Origin of the sequence: Bradyrhizobium sp. Leo170 (assembly GCF_004296405.1) — a bacterium.
Taxonomy (GTDB): domain Bacteria; phylum Pseudomonadota; class Alphaproteobacteria; order Rhizobiales; family Xanthobacteraceae; genus Bradyrhizobium.
This window is the reverse complement of the sequence record NZ_PSRR01000187.1, coordinates 1-16,481: the sequence shown is the minus strand read 5'-3', so window position 1 is coordinate 16,481 and position 16,481 is coordinate 1. Positions and strand designations below refer to the sequence as shown.

The window sequence follows — 16,481 nt, the reverse complement described above, 5'->3', positions numbered from 1 at the left end:
CGGGCTCGCGGCCCTTGCAACCCTGGAGCTTTTCGCGAAGGCGAGAATGCCGAACCTTCCCACCAGTCAGGCGCGACCCGCGTTCATGGCCGGCAAGATCGGCATCTTCGCCGACTCCAGCTCCAATCTCGGCGCCGCGACGCGGCAGATCGCCAAGTCCTTTGAGATGCGCACCCTGTGCTTTCCGCTTGGCGCGGCCGGTGGACGGCTGCCGGCTGGCGGCAATCTCGCGGTCATGTTGTCCAAGGATCCGGAGAAGCAAGCCGCGGCGTGGCAGTACATCAAGTTTGCCACCGGCCCGATCGGCCAGACGATCATGGCCCGTCATACCGGCTATCTGCCGAGCAACAGCGTCGCGATCAAGACGCCCGAGCTGCTGGGCGATTTCTACAAGGCCAACACCAATTTTCAGGCCAGCATCGCCCAGATTCCGATCCTGACGGGATGGTACGCCTTTCCGGGGCCGAATGCGGTCAAGATCATCGACGTGATCAAGCGGCATAGCGAGGCCGTCGTCACAGGCAAGAAATCCGCCGCCGAGACCATGCCCTCTTTGGTGGCCGATGTTCGCAAGCTACTGGAGTGATCATCATGGCTGAGCATCGCCTCTCCTCGCAAAGCGACAGTCCGTATGACGGGATCGCGGACTGTTACGACCGAGCGCGGCCGGACTATCCGGCCGCCGTGCTTGCAATCCTTTCAGTCCAGGCCGGCGAGCTCGTGGCGGATGTCGGCGCCGGTACCGGCATCTTCAGCCGGCAACTGGCACAATCGCTTCCCGATGCTCGCGTGATCGGCGTCGAGCCGGGCGCGGATATGCGACGCGCAGCGGAAGCGGCCTCGCGTGAGGTGCCCAATCTGTCCTTTGTCGCTGGAGCCGCCGAAGCTCTGCCGTTCCCGGACGACAGTCTCGCGCTCGTCACGGCGGCGACCGCGGCGCACTGGTTCGACCGGCCGCTGTTCTATGCGGAGGCGTTCCGGTGCCTGCGCGAGCGCGGCCTGCTCGCGATCGTGCAAAATGTGCGGCGATGGTGGGACAGCCCATTCCTGGCCGCCTATGAGGAATTGCATGAACAGACCGTGCAGGGCTATCGGCGCGGCACCTTCCCGGCCGGCGGCGGCCGCTATGCCGCAATAGATGCCGCCGGCGAACTGCGTGGGCATCCGCTGGCAAGCGAGGTCCAGGAGCACGCGTTCTATTGGCGAATGCCGATGACGCGCGAGGCATTCGTCAGCTTCAGTTTGTCGTCGACCATCACACAGCGGGCGATCCGGGGGATCGGCGAGACCGCTTATCTCTCCCGCCTTGCAGCGATACTGGATCGCTGCGACAGTTCCGGCGCGTTCGATGTGCCTTACGTCACAAGGCTGGTCGTGGCTCCGAAGGCGTCGCCGTCCGATCGACACGCGATCCGGACCGAAGATCGGAAGACACATACGGCTTCCGCGGTTCGTTGAAACGCGCCGCGACACCTATGCCAGATCGCGTGCTGCGGCACGCGCGAACCAAGGGCCCTTGTCATGACATCGCCGTTCGCGTCGCGGATCGTCCAGATTTCCGATACGCATCTCAGCCGTCGCCGTCCGTTTTTCCATCACAATTGGGAACTGCTGGTCGATCTCCTGGCCGCCGAGGCGTGCGATTTGATCGTCTGCTCGGGTGACATGACGGTCGATGGCGCCGATTTCGAGGAAGAGCTCGCGTTCGCCTCGGAGCAATTCCGCAGGATCAAGCGGGATATCCTCTTCGTACCGGGCAACCATGACATCGGAAACAGCCGGCCTGACGTCAGGGGCAGGGAGAGCGTGATCACGGCCGAGCGGCGCGAGGCCTATATCCGCCATTTCGGCGCAGACTTCTGGATGCGGGAGGTTGGGACGTCGTTGCGCCTCTTGGGCCTGAACTCGATGCTGTTCGGCAGCGGCCTGCCGGCCGAAGCGGAGCAGAACGAGCTTATCCGCGCCGCAGCCGAGCAGGCCGATGGACGTCGCCTCATGATCTTCCAGCACAAGCCGCTTTATCTCGCGAGTGCCGCTGAGGACAAGCCGACGCAAGGCGCGCTTTATCCCGAACATCGCCAGCTCCTGCGCCAGATGCTGTCCTCGCGCGGTGAGGTCACCATCGCCTCGGGGCACATCCATGACTACAAGACCGATGCCTGGGACAATCTCCAGCAAATCTGGGCGCCTTCGACCGCCTTCGTGATCGACGCATCGGGTCTGCTTTACCCGCGATATGGTGTCCGACGCGTGGGTTATCTCCGGCATCTCTTCGAGGGGGATCGACATACACACGAGTTCGTCGAACCCGATTGTTTCATCGGCATTGATCTCGGAAACTGGATGCGTGCACCCGCCGGCTTCCAGGCTCGATACGCCAAGGAGCCATTGCGCGGCCTGGTGCTCGAAGGCCGCGCCGCATGTCAAACTGGATAGCGCCAAGCATCCGGGGATGACCTATTCCTTGTGGTTGCAGGATCGGACGGAATTATCCTTAGTTTGCTGGACGAGAGGCGGACGTCGGTCTTAATCTGCAAATCAATCAGCGTCCCAAGCTGGCGGCTTGCTCGGTAGAGTTCGAAGCACAGTTAGATCACGCACAAAAGGCGGCTTTTGGCGGACTATGGAAGCGCCGCCAAGCTGGTTACGCTGCCCGGCGAAAAGAAAACACGGGTTCCGAAATAGTGGGTTTGGCGATGTAGCGGACCCCCGCTACCACGGGCCACGATTTTGTACGCAAAACTACGATCCTCTACGATGTTGTACTCCTGACGGTAGCGGTTCGAGCCCGCTCGCACGGATTGTCTCAGCCGCGAAAAGGCGGCGAACCTTCTGAGAGTCAGATAGATGTCACAAGCGCGGCGTTGCGGGGCGGCCGGCCCCGCAGAAGGGGTCGGCCGAGACAGAAGGGCTCGGACGCAGGGGAAGGCGTTCCTCTTCTGTGTGCCGGCGCAGGTTTGTCACATGTCGCTTCAGCGTTCGCGTGGGCCATAGAAGTTTGCTGAAAAATAGTCGATCAGTTCGGCAGCCTGGGTTCCTTGTCTGAAACGCCGCTGTTCCTCGAAGTCGACGGAAGGGATCATATGGATGAACTGTTGGTCGGCATAGCGTGGCATCACTGCTTCGGGATCAAGCCCACCGGACCACAGGCCCGCTATATTGTTTGCTACTTCAATCGCGGCGCCAATCATGACGTCAGCCAGTTGCACCGCTGGACTCGTCTTAGAATCAACCTGTGTGACCTCGGTGAGCTTGAGCGGGAATTTGAACGACGTAGTTTCGGTTTGGCGAAACTCGATTTCCTGGTCGTGATCGATAAAACGCTGCAGCAGCTCATGGTAAGTGAGCAGATTTTTTGACTGGTCGTGTTCGACGCGATAGGGCCCGTCTGCCATCGCTTCCATTCGGCCGATGAGCGACTGCAACACCACTAGCGCAGCGTCGGTGTTAACGCCGGGCGTCGCGATTGCCGAGAGACATTCGGGTGCGGCGTACTGGGCGAGTGCCCATTTTCGGCCGGATAAGCCCGGTGGTGCGACCGGCAAGTGATTGATTCCTCTCAACCCGTAGCTGTCCCTCAATCAGCGGGTCCCAGGTTCGAGCCCTGGTGCGCCCACCAAGCAAAAAACCTTCTTCTTCAACAAGTTACCAGTATGGTTGCCGAGACCAAAACGGGTCTCGTGCGAGATTCTGACCGCAAACGGTCGCACGCGTGTGACCGTTGATTGTTCTCTGAATGCTCTTATCGGAATCCGGCATGCGAGGGACCATCGAGATGAGTCGCAAGGATCGCCGTCGAATACCATCGTCAGAAGGAAGCGGAGCACCGCGCGCAGCCGAGTGTCCTTGACCAGGAGATTGCTGGAACTGATGGGCCGCTTGCGAAACTACACCCACTGCGCCTAGAAGCGGGATGGGATTAGATTGAATCGATTGAGGATTCCCAATCACATCGGTTCTGATTCAACATGCTGGCCGGGAAGGAGGCCAGCATGGATGGGGCGAGCGTATTCGATCTACGTGAGCGCGTGGTTGGCGCCGTCCGAAATTACTAACCCGATTGAGCAGTTCTTCGCGAAACTCAAGCATTGGCTTCGTAAAGCCGGAAAGCGGACCACCGAGGCCGTCTACGATGCCATTGGTCCGATTCTCGACACCGTCACACCCGCCGAGTGCTCAAACTACTTCAGCAACGCCGGATATGCTCAAACCTGATCTCATCGCGCTCTAGCTGTGGAGCCTCAAGAGGTTGTCCTTGGTGAGATCGAGTCTGCTGATCGGCGGGCGTGGCAATGCGCTTAAAATGGCGAGGCTGCAGCACATGATCGGCTCGCGCGTCACATGATGACCGCGATGAAATATGGAGCGCTCCGATGTTGCAAGCGAAGCTGTCAACAAGCAGGTGTCAATCATGCGTGCGTCGGCCTGACCCGCCCATCTTGGTAAGGCTCGAGCACAGGAAGATCAGCAGCTGCGCTCCGTGAGCGAGAAGGGAACTGACCAAGAATGACAATAGGGCGAGTCACGAGGCGGATTGCCATGCTGAGAGCCTGGCCTTTAATTATAACGCTTGTCGTCGCACAAATGATCGGCGCCTCCATCGCATCGGCGCAGGATGCGGTCACATCCGCGCCCACGGCCTCGGAGCGCAATAACTCCCCGCCGGCGACCGGTGGCGCGCCCCAGGAAAGCGCGACATCCACATCTGACGAGCGGTCGCTTGACAGACCGGCCGGAGCTCAGATGAGTGCCGCCGCTGCTTCCGATCGGCGTGCCGACCTGCCACATGACCTGTCGCCTTGGGGCATGTTCATGGCGGCGGACTGGGTGGTGAAGACCGTGATGATCGGGCTTGCCTTTGCCTCGCTTGTGACCTGGACGGTGCTGCTCGCGAAGGCCATCGAGGTCGCCTGCGCCCGCGCCCGGGCGAGGCGGGCGTTCGACGTCATCATGGCATCTCAAAACCTCGCTGCCGCAGATCATGCACTAGCCAACCGCGGCGGACCTGCCGCGTTCATGGTTCGGTCTGCCGGCGAGGAGATGGCCCAATCGGCGGCGGTCCTGGATTATGCTGGTGACGGCGGTGTCAAGGAGCGCGTCGTTTCCCGGCTTGCCCGCATCGAAGCCCAGGCCGGCGGGCGGCTGACAAGGGGCACGGGGCTGCTCGCCACCATCGGTGCGACCGCGCCGTTCGTTGGTCTGTTCGGGACCGTCTGGGGCATCATGAACTCCTTCATCGGCATCTCGCATACGCAGACCACCAATCTTGCGGTGGTTGCCCCCGGCATCGCCGAAGCGCTACTCGCCACCGCGTTCGGCCTTGTCGCGGCGATCCCGGCTGTTGTCATCTATAATGTGTTCGCTCGTGCCATGACCGGCTATCGGCAATTGCTCGCCGACGCCGCGGCCGGCGTCGAGCGCTTGATCAGCCGCGATCTCGACTTCCGCAAGGTTCCCGCCAATGCAAAGCCGGCGGCGTCTGCGCTGGCAGCGGAGTAGGCGTCATGGCCGGCGGCATTCGTGAGCGCTTCGGTGATGAACTCGAGGACAACCACGACATCAATGTCACGCCATTCATCGACGTGACGCTGGTGCTCCTCATTATCTTCATGGTGGCGGCGCCGCTCGCGACCGTCGATGTCCATGATGATTTGCCGGCGTCAACCGCCAAACCGGCCCCGCGTCCTGACAAGCCCGTCTATCTGTCGCTGAAGGACGACCGCACGCTCAATCTCGGCAACGATCCAGTGACACGGGAGGGGCTGCAGGCAGCGATCGACGCCATCACGCAAGGCGACAAGGATGCACGAATCTTCATGCGGGCGGACAGGACCGTCGACTACCAACATCTGATGGAGGTGATGAACCTCCTGCGGGAGGCCGGCTATCTCAAAATTGCGCTGGTCGGCCTCGAAACGAGACCCACATCAGCCCAATACGATAACGCTCCGGGAATAATCAGCCGACACCGTCGGTGGCAGGTGCGCCGTGAGCTATACAAGCGGATTCGTCACGCGCGACGTCAAGGTTGCAGAGACCTTGCTCTGGACCTGCGCCTTCCTGTTCACACTCGGCCTCCATGCCGGGATCGCCGCCTGGCTGCTCCGGCCGACGTCGGTCGTCGCCGCTGATAGTTCGCCGCCTGCCGCCATCATGATCGAATTGGCCGACACGCCGCAGGCGACAATGACGGAGATGAACGAGATCACCCCAGACCCGAGGTCTACTGAGGAGAGTGTCGCTCAGCTTGAGCAGAAGCAAGAGGAGACGCCCGAGGAGAAACCTCCTGACCCGGTCACCGAACCCGAACCTGAGCCGGTCGAAGAGAAACCCTTATCCCTGGAAAAGGTCGAGGTCCCACTTCCGGCGGCTCAACCAAAACAGGAAAGCCGAAGGAGCAGCCAAGGCCTCGCAAGCAACAGGCGTCGACCCAATCGCACGCCTCGGTTCAAGCACAGGCGCAAGTTCACAGATCAGACCGCTCCGCTGCCGCACAAACGGCATCCGGCGTTTCCTCTGTGTCACCGGCCAATTGGCAATCGCTGCTGATGGCGCATCTCGAACGACGCAAGCGCTATCCACCGAGTGCGCAATCGCGTGGTGAGCGTGGTGTCGCTTATGTACGCTTCACCATTGACGACAGGGGCAACGTGCTGTCCGCGAGTCTCGCCCGCTCGTCCGGCTTTGCCGAACTCGATCAGGAGGTGCTCGCCTTGGTTCGCCGCGCGTCGCCGGTGCCGGCGCCACCGGCCGGCGCTAATCGGGCCATCACAGCGCCCGTGCGCTTCAGCAGCCAATAAGCGCAATCATGGAGATGATCGACAACCAGAAGCAATGCATGTTGTCGCAAGCACAAGGCTGTCTCCTGCCAGTCAGCTTTCCAACCGGGACCCACACCTATCCCGCGGCCGGCCTACCGACCATGAGAGGCGACATCCGCATCTGCCAGGTGTCACCCGATCGTGAAAAAACTAACAAAAAGGTCATTTGAGTCGGCGCGAAGTCCGAACAGATACTATAAGTTGTCGCTCGTGCCCCACGGGCGTTCAGAATTTCCCTTTTCCAGAAACGCTGTCACCTCCGAAAGGGGATGGCTTCAGATCAACGTGCCGTCGACCGGGGCGGAAGACACGCGCGTTACGAAACTGGAGGAAACCATGGACGCAATGAGCCTGGATCACGACCATCATAACCACCATCACCATCATGAAAACCAGGAGGAGGTCGCCTTCACGCAGACCAATCTGGTCTCGGATACCCCTGGCGCCGCGCCGACGATCGATCCAAACCTCATCAATCCGTGGGGCGTTGCCCACAGCTCGACCAGTCCTTTTTGGGTCTCGGACAACGGCACGGGCGTGGCGACAATCTATGATGGTGCCGGAATGCCGGCCGGGCCTAAGCTTGTAACGGTCGCCGCGCTCCCGGGCCAGGACCATTCCGATCCCACCGGGCAGGTGTTCAACGGCGGAGGCGGTTTCGACATCAGCAGCGACGGAACGACGGCGTCCTCGCTGTTCATCTTCGCAACTGAGAGCGGCACCATATCCGGTTGGAATCCCAAAGTGGACCCCACAAGCTCGGTCATCGCGGTCGATAAATCGGGCGACGGTGCCGTCTATAAGGGCCTTGCGATCGGCAGCGACGACGACGGCACCTTCCTTTTCGCCGCCAACTTCCACAACGGAACGGTCGATGTCTTCGACCAGAACTTCAAGCAGGTGAACAGCTTCACCGATCGGCATCTGCCGAAGGGCTATGCGCCCTTCAACGTCCAGGTTCTTGATGGCCACTTGTTCGTTACGTTCGCATTGCAGGATGCGGACAAGCATGATGACGTTGCTGGTGCCGGCCACGGCTTTGTGGACGAGTTCGACCTGGAAGGTCACTTGCTCAACAGGGTGGCATCGCGCGGGCCGCTCGATTCTCCGTGGGGCCTTGCGATCGCGCCCTCCAGCTTTGGAGAGTTCGCCAACGATCTTCTTGTCGGGAATTTCGGTGACGGCACGATTAATGCCTTCGATTTGAAGGACGATCATTTTGAGGGCAAGTTGCTTGATGCCAAGGGTACGCCAATCACCATTGGCGATCTCTGGGCCCTCGTTCCCGGCAATGGCAGTGCCAACAGCGATCCCAACAAGATCTACTTTACGGCCGGCGTGGAGAACGAGGCGCATGGCCTGTTTGGCAGCTTGGCGGCGATCCCTGAACCGGATCGATCCACCATGTCGATGCCGGGCTCGCATCCGCACGGCTGAGGGCCGGGCCAGCGCTTACCGATGGCGTTTGGCTTTGCCCGCTGCACGGGTGACTCAAACGAGGACGATGCAGGCTTCCGCCGAGGCTTGAAGCGGCGACAACGCCCGCCTCGCCGAAGCGAATGCCTCGCCCGTTGGGTTGAAGATGGATTGGAAGGGGCCGCTCGTGGAGCTCTTGGGCGGGCAGACTTTCGGCTTGGGCATCCATAGCGCGGGGCTGGTATCCGCAGCCAGTCCTGGCGATGGGTGTCGTGCGGTGAGGAATGGCGCGGCACGCCATAGCAGTGCCGGCGGCGACGAGATCCACCCACGCCTGGCGGCCGCGATGAATGCGGCCAGATTCCATGGCATGGAGCTCGATCCGCGCGAGTTTCCCTGCATCCATGGTGAGCAAATGCCGTCCGCTGCGGCGCTTTCCGCCTGGCTACAGAACGCCGGCATGTGGGCACGAGCGGTACGGCTGCGATGGCGTCAACTGATGCGGTTGCAGGACGCCGGGCCGGTGGTGCTGTTGTTCACCGATGGTGGCGCCGGATTGTTGGTCGGCGTGAATGCCGAGCACAATGTGGTCATCCTCAGGGATCCTCGCGCTGGCGCGAGCGAGTGCGACATTGCGGTGGACCAGCTGCGACTGGAGCGGGTCTGGTCAGGCGAGGCGGTCCTGCTGCGCGCGCGGCGCGGGCAGCCGGAGACCGACAGACCGTTTGGCCTGAGCTGGCTCGCCGGCCTTGTGCTGCAGGAGAGGCGATCGCTGCGCGATGTGGGGCTTGCGTCGCTGACGCTGAGCTTTCTGACGATCTTTCCGCCATTGCTGGTCATGAACGTGGTGGACAAGGTGCTGACCCACAATAGCTACTCGACGCTCGCGCTGCTCAGTGCGCTGCTCGCCATTGCCGCCGTGTTCGAGGTCCTCCTCGGCTACGCCCGCCGGCTGATCGTTCTCGTCATAGGCATGCGACTTGACGCAAAACTGAACCTGCATGTCTTCAACCGCGTGCTGCGGCTGCCGCTTGACTATTTCGAGCGGCACCCCGCCGGCGAAACGATGCACAAGATTGTGGAAGTGTACAGGGTCCGCGAATTCCTCACCGGCAAGCTGCTGAGCACGTTCCTCGATTTGACGACGCTCATCGTACTGCTGCCATTCCTGTTCTATCTCAACACCTTCCTGGCATCGATGGTTCTGGCCTGCGCGGCGTCGATCATGCTGGTTATTCTTTCTTTCTTGCGGCCGCTGCGACACGTGTTCGGCAGGGTGGTTCGCGCCGAGACCGAGAAGGCATCGGCACTAGGCGAGACCGTTTTCGGCATCAAGACGATAAAATCGCTCGCCCTGGAGCCGCAGCGCAGGGCGCTGTGGGACGCGCGTGTCGCAGATGCCGCGGCGTGGCGCCTCGCCTTCGGCAAGCTGACGAATTGGCCCCAGACGATCGTCGCGCCGATCGAACGCTTCATGTCGGTCGGTATCGTGCTGGTGGGCGCCTACATGGCCCTGACGGACAATACCGGCTATGCGGTCGGTGCGCTGTTCGCCTTCATGATGCTCAGCATGCGCGTCGCCCAGCCGCTCGTCGGGCTGGCGCGTCTGATTGAGGATTACCAGGGGGTTTCAGCCGCGATCGGCGAAGTCGCCTCCGTGCTGAATCGGCCGCCGGAGGCGGAGGCCGCATTTGGCGGGCTGCTGCCGCGATTTGCCGGCGCCATCTCATTCGAGGATGTCACCTTCACCTATGAAGGCACGAAGATTCCTGCGCTCGACCGTGTCACGTTCGAGGTGCCGGCCGGCACGATGCTTGGTATCGTTGGGCGCAGCGGATCCGGCAAATCGACATTGGCGCGGCTGTTGCAAGGGATCAACCGCGACTACAGCGGCTTCCTAAAGATCGACGGCAACGACGTGCGCGAGATCAATCTGCGTCACCTGCGCCAGAGCTTCGGTGTCGTGCTGCAGGAGAACTTTCTGTTCCGCGGCTCGATACGCGACAATATCATCGCCGGACGGCCCGGGTTGACGTTGGACGACGCTGTGCTCGCCGCGCGCCTCGCCGGTGCCGAGGAATTCATCGAGCGCATGCCGAATGGCTACGAGACGCTGATCGAGGAAGGCTCGCCGAACGTTTCAGGCGGACAGCGGCAGCGGATTGCAATTGCGCGCGCACTGATCAACGATCCACGAATCCTGATGCTGGACGAGGCGACCAGTGCGCTGGACCCGGAGAGCGAGGCGCTGCTGAACGCCAGTCTGCTTCGCATCGCACGCGGCCGGACCATGGTGATCATCTCGCATCGCCTGTCGTCGTTGATTGACTGTGATCAGATCCTTGTCCTGGAAAGGGGCAAGATGGTTGACATCGCGCCGCACCGCTTGCTCCTCGAACGCTGCGCCATCTACCGCCAGCTCTGGATGCAACAGAGCCGCCATCTCGACAGCCAAGGGCTACGTCATGCCGCTCTTGCTCACTCGCCGGTCCGGCGCGGCTAGTCCCACGAGCCGATCGGAGGATTCGACGCTTCCGGTGCTCTTGGAATTCCAGTCGCCGACCAAAGCCATCATTGCCGCCCCAGTCCCCGGCGCGGCGCGCGGCACAATCTGGATGATTGGCAGCATGTTCGCCGCATGCATCGCGGCGATGTGGCTGATCCCGATCGACAGGGTTGTGACCGCACAGGGAAAGGTGGTCTCCCAGGCGCCGATGATGGTCGTGCAACCACTGGAAACGTCGATTGTCCGCTCGATCGATGTGACGGAAGGGCAAAGCGTTCATCGGGGCGACATGCTTGCTCGGCTTGATCCTACCTTCGCCGGCGCCGATGTCGGCGCGCTGCAAGCCCAGGTCTACAGCCTGCAGGCCGAGGCGGCGCGCATGCAGGCGGAGGTGGAGGACCGGTCCTTCCAATATTCCGGAGTTGATCCGCCGATGTTGCTGCAGGCTGCGATCCATGCGCAGCGCGAGTCGGAACGGAGGTCAAAGCTGGAGTCGTATCGTCAGAAGATCGATGCCCTGGCATCGACAGCGGCGCGGTCGACCACGGATGTAACGGCCTTCCGCGAGCGGTTGGCCGTCGCGCAAACAGTGGAATCGATGCGCAAGAAATTGGAGGCACTGCAAGTCGGCAGTCAGCTCAACGCCTTGATCGCAACCGACAACCGGCTCGAGATCGAGCGCAGTCTGTCCACTGCGATCAAAACGGGCGAGAGCGCCAAGGCCGAACTCGCCGCCATGATTGCCGAGCGTGACGCCTACGATCAGAATTGGCGCGTCCAGATCGCCCAGGCGCTGTCGGAAGGATCCCGAAAGCTGAGCGATGCCCGGGAATCGCTGAACAAGGCGCGGTTGCGGCGCCAATTGATCGAACTGCACGCCGAACGAGATGCCACGGTGCTGACGGTTGCCAAGGTTTCCGAGGGCTCCGTGCTGCAAACGGGCGAGCAACTGATCACGCTGGTGCCCGTTGATGCCCCTCTTGAGATCGAAGCGAACATTGCAGGGCGTGATAACGGCTTCGTCCACGTCGGTGCCGCGGTGGCGGTCAAGTTCGACACCCTTCCGTCGACACAGTACGGTTTGGCGTACGGAACGGTTCGCACCGTCAGCGCCGACAGCTTCACCGCGCAGGACAGCACGAAGGCCCACTCTGGCTCGGTTCCTGTGAACCCCGCCAACACCGAGCCCTTCTACCGTTCGCGCATCACCCTCGACCGGTTGATGCTCCACGACTTGCCGGCTGGCTTTCACATTATGCCCGGCATGCCGGTTGCTGCCGACATCAAGGTCGGCAAGCGCACTGTCATGGCTTACCTCCTTGGCCGAATTCTACCAGTGATGTCGGAGGGAATGCGCGAGCCATGAGATGCACCGGCAAAGTGACCACGAGCCGCAAGAATGCACGTACAACGCGGTTGAGTTTTCTCGATCGTATCATCAGCCTGCTGTCGGCATCGGCAGCACTGCGGCGCGCAATCCACCTGAGCAAGCAGTCCCGCGTGACGCAGGCCTTCATGCTGTTCGCCCGTGCCGCCGGCGCTGGCATCGCAGAGGCCGAATACCGGGTCGGCCGCTGCTATCTGGAAGGTTCGGGCGTCCCGGTCAGCCTCACAGAGAGCGTGCGTTGGCTCGCGCGTGCCGCGGCTCAGGACCATGTTGAGGCCCAGTGGTTGCTCGCCGCGCTGCACGTCCACGGCTCTGGCACCTCAGGGAACCGGCAGGCTGTTGCAGGCAACTCGAGCGTGGCAGGCCTGTTCTCAGGCGAGATGGCGCTAGAACCCGATTTTGTGGCGGCGGAGAAATGGGCGCGGCGGGCAGCCGAGCACGGCTCCGCAGACGGACAGGCTGTGCTTGCCTACATCCTGACCTCCGGCCCGGAATCGATGCGCAACCTGGAGGAGGCGCGCCGGTGGTATCAGCGCGCCGCCGAAGCCGGTTGTCCTCAGGGCGCGCTGGGATACGCACAGTCGCTGGCGCGATCGGTCACCGATGACGAAGGGCGGCGCAAGGTGGTCGAAAATCTCCGGCGTGCGGCACAGGCAGGGTTGGTACCGGCGATTTATCTGCTTGGTGTGATGACTGAACGCGGGGTTGGAGCGGAACGCGACCTCGCGGTCGCGGCCGAGCTCTACCGGCAGGCGGCCGTCAAGGGCTATCGCTCCGGCCAGGCGAGCTGGGGACGCGCACTGATGTGCGGGCTTGGAGTCAAACCAAACCTGGCAGAAGGCGAGTCGTGGCTGCGCAGGGCGGGGTTGGCCGGTGATCCGGACGCGGCGGCGCTTGTCGGCGACTTATATGTCAGGGGCGGATCGTTGCCGCCCAACTACGCAGAGGCGGCGATCTGGTTCCGCCGTGCGGCAGAGGCCGGCCACCACACGGCAGCGCGGGCGCTTGGCTTGCTTTATCTGACCGGCGCCGGGGTGGCGCGCGATCCGAGAGAGGCGGCGAACTGGCTCCGGATCTCCGCTGACGCCGGCGATCTGCAGGCCCGGGTGGATCTCGCCAACCTTCTCCTGCGAGGTGTCGGTGATGGCGACCCCGAAGACCTGGCTAAGGCGCGCCATTGGCTCGAGCAGGCAGCTGCGGCCGGCGATCTGGTGGCGGCACTCAACTACGGGCTCTGTCTGGCGGCGGGCGTTGGCGTTGAGCGGGACGAGCGGCAGGCGACCCAGTATCTGCGCCGAGCGGCTGACGAAGTTGCGAGCGCGCAGTACTGGTATGGCCGCATGCTTGTCGATGGACGTGGTGTCGAGGCAAACGCCGAAGCAGGCCGCGCGTGGATTTCGCGCGCCGCCGCGGTCGGCATCGCGGACGCCGAAGCGGCGCTGGCGGAGATGATGGTGAACGGCCGGGGTGGCCCGCGCGATCCTCTCGCGGCAACGGCGTTGTTCGAGAAGGCTGCCGGCAAGGGTCATGTCGGCGCCATGTTCGCCCTAGGCTTGCTGAGTGGCGGTGGCTATGACGTGCCGACCGACCGCACGGTCGCGCAGCACTGGTTCCGAGCGGCCGCTGAGCGGGGGCATGCGGAAGCTCAGAAAATGCTGGGTCGATATTTAGCGCGCGGGCTGGCGGGCGAACGCGATCCGGAAGCGGCACGTCTATGGCTAGGGCGTGCGGCAGCGCAGGGGCTGGCGGACGCAGAGCTCGATCTCGCATCCATTCGCCCCATGCTGCCGACGCAACCATGCGAACGGGCACGTCATGTCACCGATCTCGCGGATCTCTGATGCAGCTTTAAACAGTCTGCGACTGAAAAATCGATATGCGCCCTATTGGTATTATTATACTATCGCAGCGGCAATACACCGAGTGCACCGCGCCACCATTGATCGACTGAGCGCCTAGCCAAGCGTCTAGCACTAACAGCTCGCCCTTTCAACCAAAGCTGCGACGGCACACTCGATCCAATTGTAAGGCTGAACGCGTGAACCGGACCGCGGCTACCGCGAATGGTCAGGCTTCGTACCCACTCGATCCCGCCAATGTCCTAAATGATCGGTCGTCTCCAAGTGCCTGCGGAATTGTCCATCAAGCGGCGGTGTTAGTGCATTGACGTCTCAATGCGACCGACACGATCCCGAAGCCCGGAACCCGCGGTGGAGGTGATGTCATGCCGAACTGCACGCGTCGTGTTCTCGTCATCGAGGATGATTGGTGGACCGCCAGGGAGCTTGGTAGCTGCCTGGGTGCCGCTGGCTATGACGTCTCAATCGCGACTGATGGCGAGAAAGGGCTGCGCCTTGGCCGCGCCGCCGAATATCTCGTCATGACCGTCGATCGCATTTTGCCGGACATTGATGGGATCGAAGTCATCCGGCGCCTCAGGCAAGACGGAATCGGGACTCCCGCATTGATCATCAGTGTGCTCGGTGAAGTTTCTGATCGCGTGGACGGTCTGCGTGCAGGCGCCGACGACTACCTCGTGAAGCCGTTCGCCTGCGCAGAAATGCTTGCTCGTGTTGATGCGCTGTCTCGGCGTGGCACCTCAGTTCGCCAGGAAACCGTGCTGCGGGTCGGCGATCTGGAGATGGACCTCGTGGCTCGAACCGCGTCCCGGGCCGGCCGACAGATCGGGCTAAGGCCCCGGGAATTCAGACTCTTGGAGTATCTTGCTCGCCATACCGGTGAAGTCATCACTCGAAGTCTGCTGCTGCAGCACGTCTGGGGTCTGCATTTCGATCCTGCGACGAATCTTATTGATGTCTACGTCGGACGTCTGCGAAGAAAGATCGATAGCGAACAAGCCTATCCAATCATTCATACAGTTCGCGGTGTGGGATTCTGTGTCCGGCCCTCTGCTTGAGACTTCACAGTTGGGTCTCGGACCGAGGTCGAGGTGTACGACCTACACCAGCCTTTTCACGCGCGATCTCGTGGCGCAGCACTTCGATACCTGGAATATCTGAAGGGCGGTGAAAGAAACTCGCGCTCAAAGCCGTTTGCTTTGTCCACGAACGTCAATCGAGCGCTGGATGGCACTACGCGGATCGCGCCACTGGATGCTTCAGCGTCTCCAACGAGCACAGAAAGACTTAGCCCGAGCCCGCGAGCAATCTTGCTCGCGATCGGAATAGTTCGGCTTTTTTCCTCTTTCAACTTTCGACAGCCTCGCGCGGCTGACGATCCGCGCGGCCGGATCGCACTTGATTTCGCGATTCCCGGGAAGATTTCCGAATTTAAAGCTGCCACTTCTTCGGATCGCTGTAAGCGTCCAATGCACTCTTGGCGGCAGCCTTCAGAAAGTTTTGGTCGTTCGAGACAACGTAGGCGGTCGCGCCGATGTCTCGCAACGCCGCAGCGTCCTCCAGGCTTGACACTAGCACCATCATCGGCATCCTCGCGGCATTGGCCGCCGCGGCAATCCTTGCGACCGCCTTTTTCATTCCCGTGGCGCCCATCGACGCAGTCAGATCACCCCTTCCGATGAAGAAAGCATCGAGCCCACTTTGCGACGCGATGGCGTCGATTTCGTCCAGTGCGGCTTCATCCTCGATCATCGCTATACAGGCGACCCGGGCATCCTGTTCGTCCATGTGATCAGACATGGAGGCACCGCCAAATCGGCCCGCTCGGGTCGTGTTCGAAAAGCCTCGGCTTCCCCCGCGATAGCGACAGGCTTGAGCGATCGCCTTCGCCTTGGCCAATGAATCGCAATGGGGAAGGAGGACGCCGGTGGCACCGCAGTCTAGAACAGACAATATGCTGGCGGCTGTTGGCTCCGAAATCCGCACAAGCGCAGCCGTTCCACTCGCTCTGGCAGCAAGACAAGCCAGATCAATCGTGCCGCGGTCGAAGGGGGCATGTTCCTGATCGACAATGACGAAGTCGTAGCCGACGTCACCGATAATCTCGATCGCGTGACTCGTCGGCGTCTTGATGAATGTTCCGAGAACATGCTCACCCTTTCGAAGCCTTGAGCGAAACTCCGTGACTGGCGAACGCAGGCTGGCCATGTTTTCTTCCTCTCGCAAAAAAGCAACTTCGTTCGGCGCCCAATCAGCCGGCAGGTCGGCATCGCTTGGGCGGCCTTTGGAATTGTGGCGCTCGGTTGGACGACGACCGTAAGGCTCCGGACGTTTGTTCTGGAGCGCTTTCGACAGTGATTTCATCAAATGAAACTCGGTTTTGCAGGCCCGGGCGCCGCGGGCCGGTTGTCCGGCTTCGGACCAGAGTGACCCGAATGTTTCATCTGGTGAAACATTTCTCGAATTGCGTTGGCGAGGGGGATAATCCGGGG

At 61.7% G+C, this 16,481-nt stretch carries 13 protein-coding genes and 1 pseudogene; 12 read left to right on the top strand and 2 right to left on the bottom strand.

The window, feature by feature from the left end; all coding sequences use genetic code 11:
• The 3 genes from CWO89_RS26730 to CWO89_RS26720 all read left to right on the top strand — a co-directional run.
• A partial coding sequence (locus CWO89_RS26730) for an extracellular solute-binding protein (RefSeq protein WP_130581624.1) occupies positions 1–586 on the top strand: 586 nt, incomplete at its 5' end.
• 5 nt (positions 587–591) lie between these two features.
• On the top strand, positions 592–1,458 hold the full coding sequence (locus CWO89_RS26725) for a class I SAM-dependent methyltransferase (RefSeq protein ID WP_130581623.1): 867 nt from the start codon (positions 592–594) through the stop codon (positions 1,456–1,458).
• A 63-nt stretch (positions 1,459–1,521) separates the two neighbouring features.
• Positions 1,522–2,436 (top strand): metallophosphoesterase family protein, encoded by a 915-nt coding sequence (locus CWO89_RS26720; RefSeq protein ID WP_130581622.1) that lies wholly within the window; start codon positions 1,522–1,524, stop codon positions 2,434–2,436.
• A gap of 536 nt (positions 2,437–2,972) precedes the next feature.
• Here CWO89_RS26720 and CWO89_RS26715 read toward each other — a convergent pair.
• Positions 2,973–3,545 carry a hypothetical protein gene (locus CWO89_RS26715; RefSeq protein WP_245476601.1) on the bottom strand — a complete coding sequence of 191 codons (573 nt, stop codon included), beginning with the start codon at positions 3,543–3,545 and terminating at the stop codon, positions 2,973–2,975.
• Positions 3,546–3,996: 451 nt separating this feature from the next.
• Between CWO89_RS26715 and CWO89_RS26710 the strand changes: the two genes are divergently transcribed.
• The 9 genes and pseudogenes from CWO89_RS26710 (at position 3,997) to CWO89_RS26670 (ending at position 15,047) form a co-directional block, all read left to right on the top strand.
• Positions 3,997–4,215, top strand: a complete 219-nt coding sequence (locus CWO89_RS26710; RefSeq protein WP_130581621.1) for a hypothetical protein — start codon at positions 3,997–3,999, stop codon at positions 4,213–4,215.
• 324 nt (positions 4,216–4,539) lie between these two features.
• Positions 4,540–5,499 (top strand): tonB-system energizer ExbB, encoded by a 960-nt coding sequence (gene exbB, locus CWO89_RS26705; protein ID WP_130581620.1) that lies wholly within the window; start codon positions 4,540–4,542, stop codon positions 5,497–5,499.
• A gap of 5 nt (positions 5,500–5,504) precedes the next feature.
• Positions 5,505–5,936 (top strand): annotated as a pseudogene (gene exbD, locus CWO89_RS26700) (TonB system transport protein ExbD); the annotation flags it as partial.
• A gap of 612 nt (positions 5,937–6,548) precedes the next feature.
• On the top strand, positions 6,549–6,800 hold the full coding sequence (locus tag CWO89_RS47145) for an energy transducer TonB family protein (RefSeq protein ID WP_207234580.1): 252 nt from the start codon (positions 6,549–6,551) through the stop codon (positions 6,798–6,800).
• A gap of 357 nt (positions 6,801–7,157) precedes the next feature.
• Positions 7,158–8,258 carry a TIGR03118 family protein gene (locus tag CWO89_RS26690; protein WP_130581618.1) on the top strand — a complete coding sequence of 367 codons (1,101 nt, stop codon included), beginning with the start codon at positions 7,158–7,160 and terminating at the stop codon, positions 8,256–8,258.
• A gap of 325 nt (positions 8,259–8,583) precedes the next feature.
• Positions 8,584–10,740, top strand: a complete 2,157-nt coding sequence (locus CWO89_RS26685; protein ID WP_245476600.1) for a peptidase domain-containing ABC transporter — start codon at positions 8,584–8,586, stop codon at positions 10,738–10,740.
• A gap of 34 nt (positions 10,741–10,774) precedes the next feature.
• Positions 10,775–12,109, top strand: a complete 1,335-nt coding sequence (locus CWO89_RS26680; RefSeq protein WP_245476599.1) for an HlyD family type I secretion periplasmic adaptor subunit — start codon at positions 10,775–10,777, stop codon at positions 12,107–12,109.
• Positions 12,106–13,971, top strand: a complete 1,866-nt coding sequence (locus CWO89_RS26675; protein WP_130581616.1) for a tetratricopeptide repeat protein — start codon at positions 12,106–12,108, stop codon at positions 13,969–13,971. Before CWO89_RS26680 ends, CWO89_RS26675 begins: the two co-directional genes overlap by 4 nt.
• Positions 13,972–14,354: 383 nt before the next feature.
• Positions 14,355–15,047 carry a response regulator transcription factor gene (locus CWO89_RS26670; RefSeq protein WP_130581615.1) on the top strand — a complete coding sequence of 231 codons (693 nt, stop codon included), beginning with the start codon at positions 14,355–14,357 and terminating at the stop codon, positions 15,045–15,047.
• A gap of 373 nt (positions 15,048–15,420) precedes the next feature.
• On the opposite strand, the gene CWO89_RS26665 is transcribed toward CWO89_RS26670, so the two are convergent.
• Positions 15,421–16,481: HpcH/HpaI aldolase family protein (locus CWO89_RS26665; protein WP_245476598.1), on the bottom strand; the 1,061-nt coding region annotated here is incomplete at its 5' end.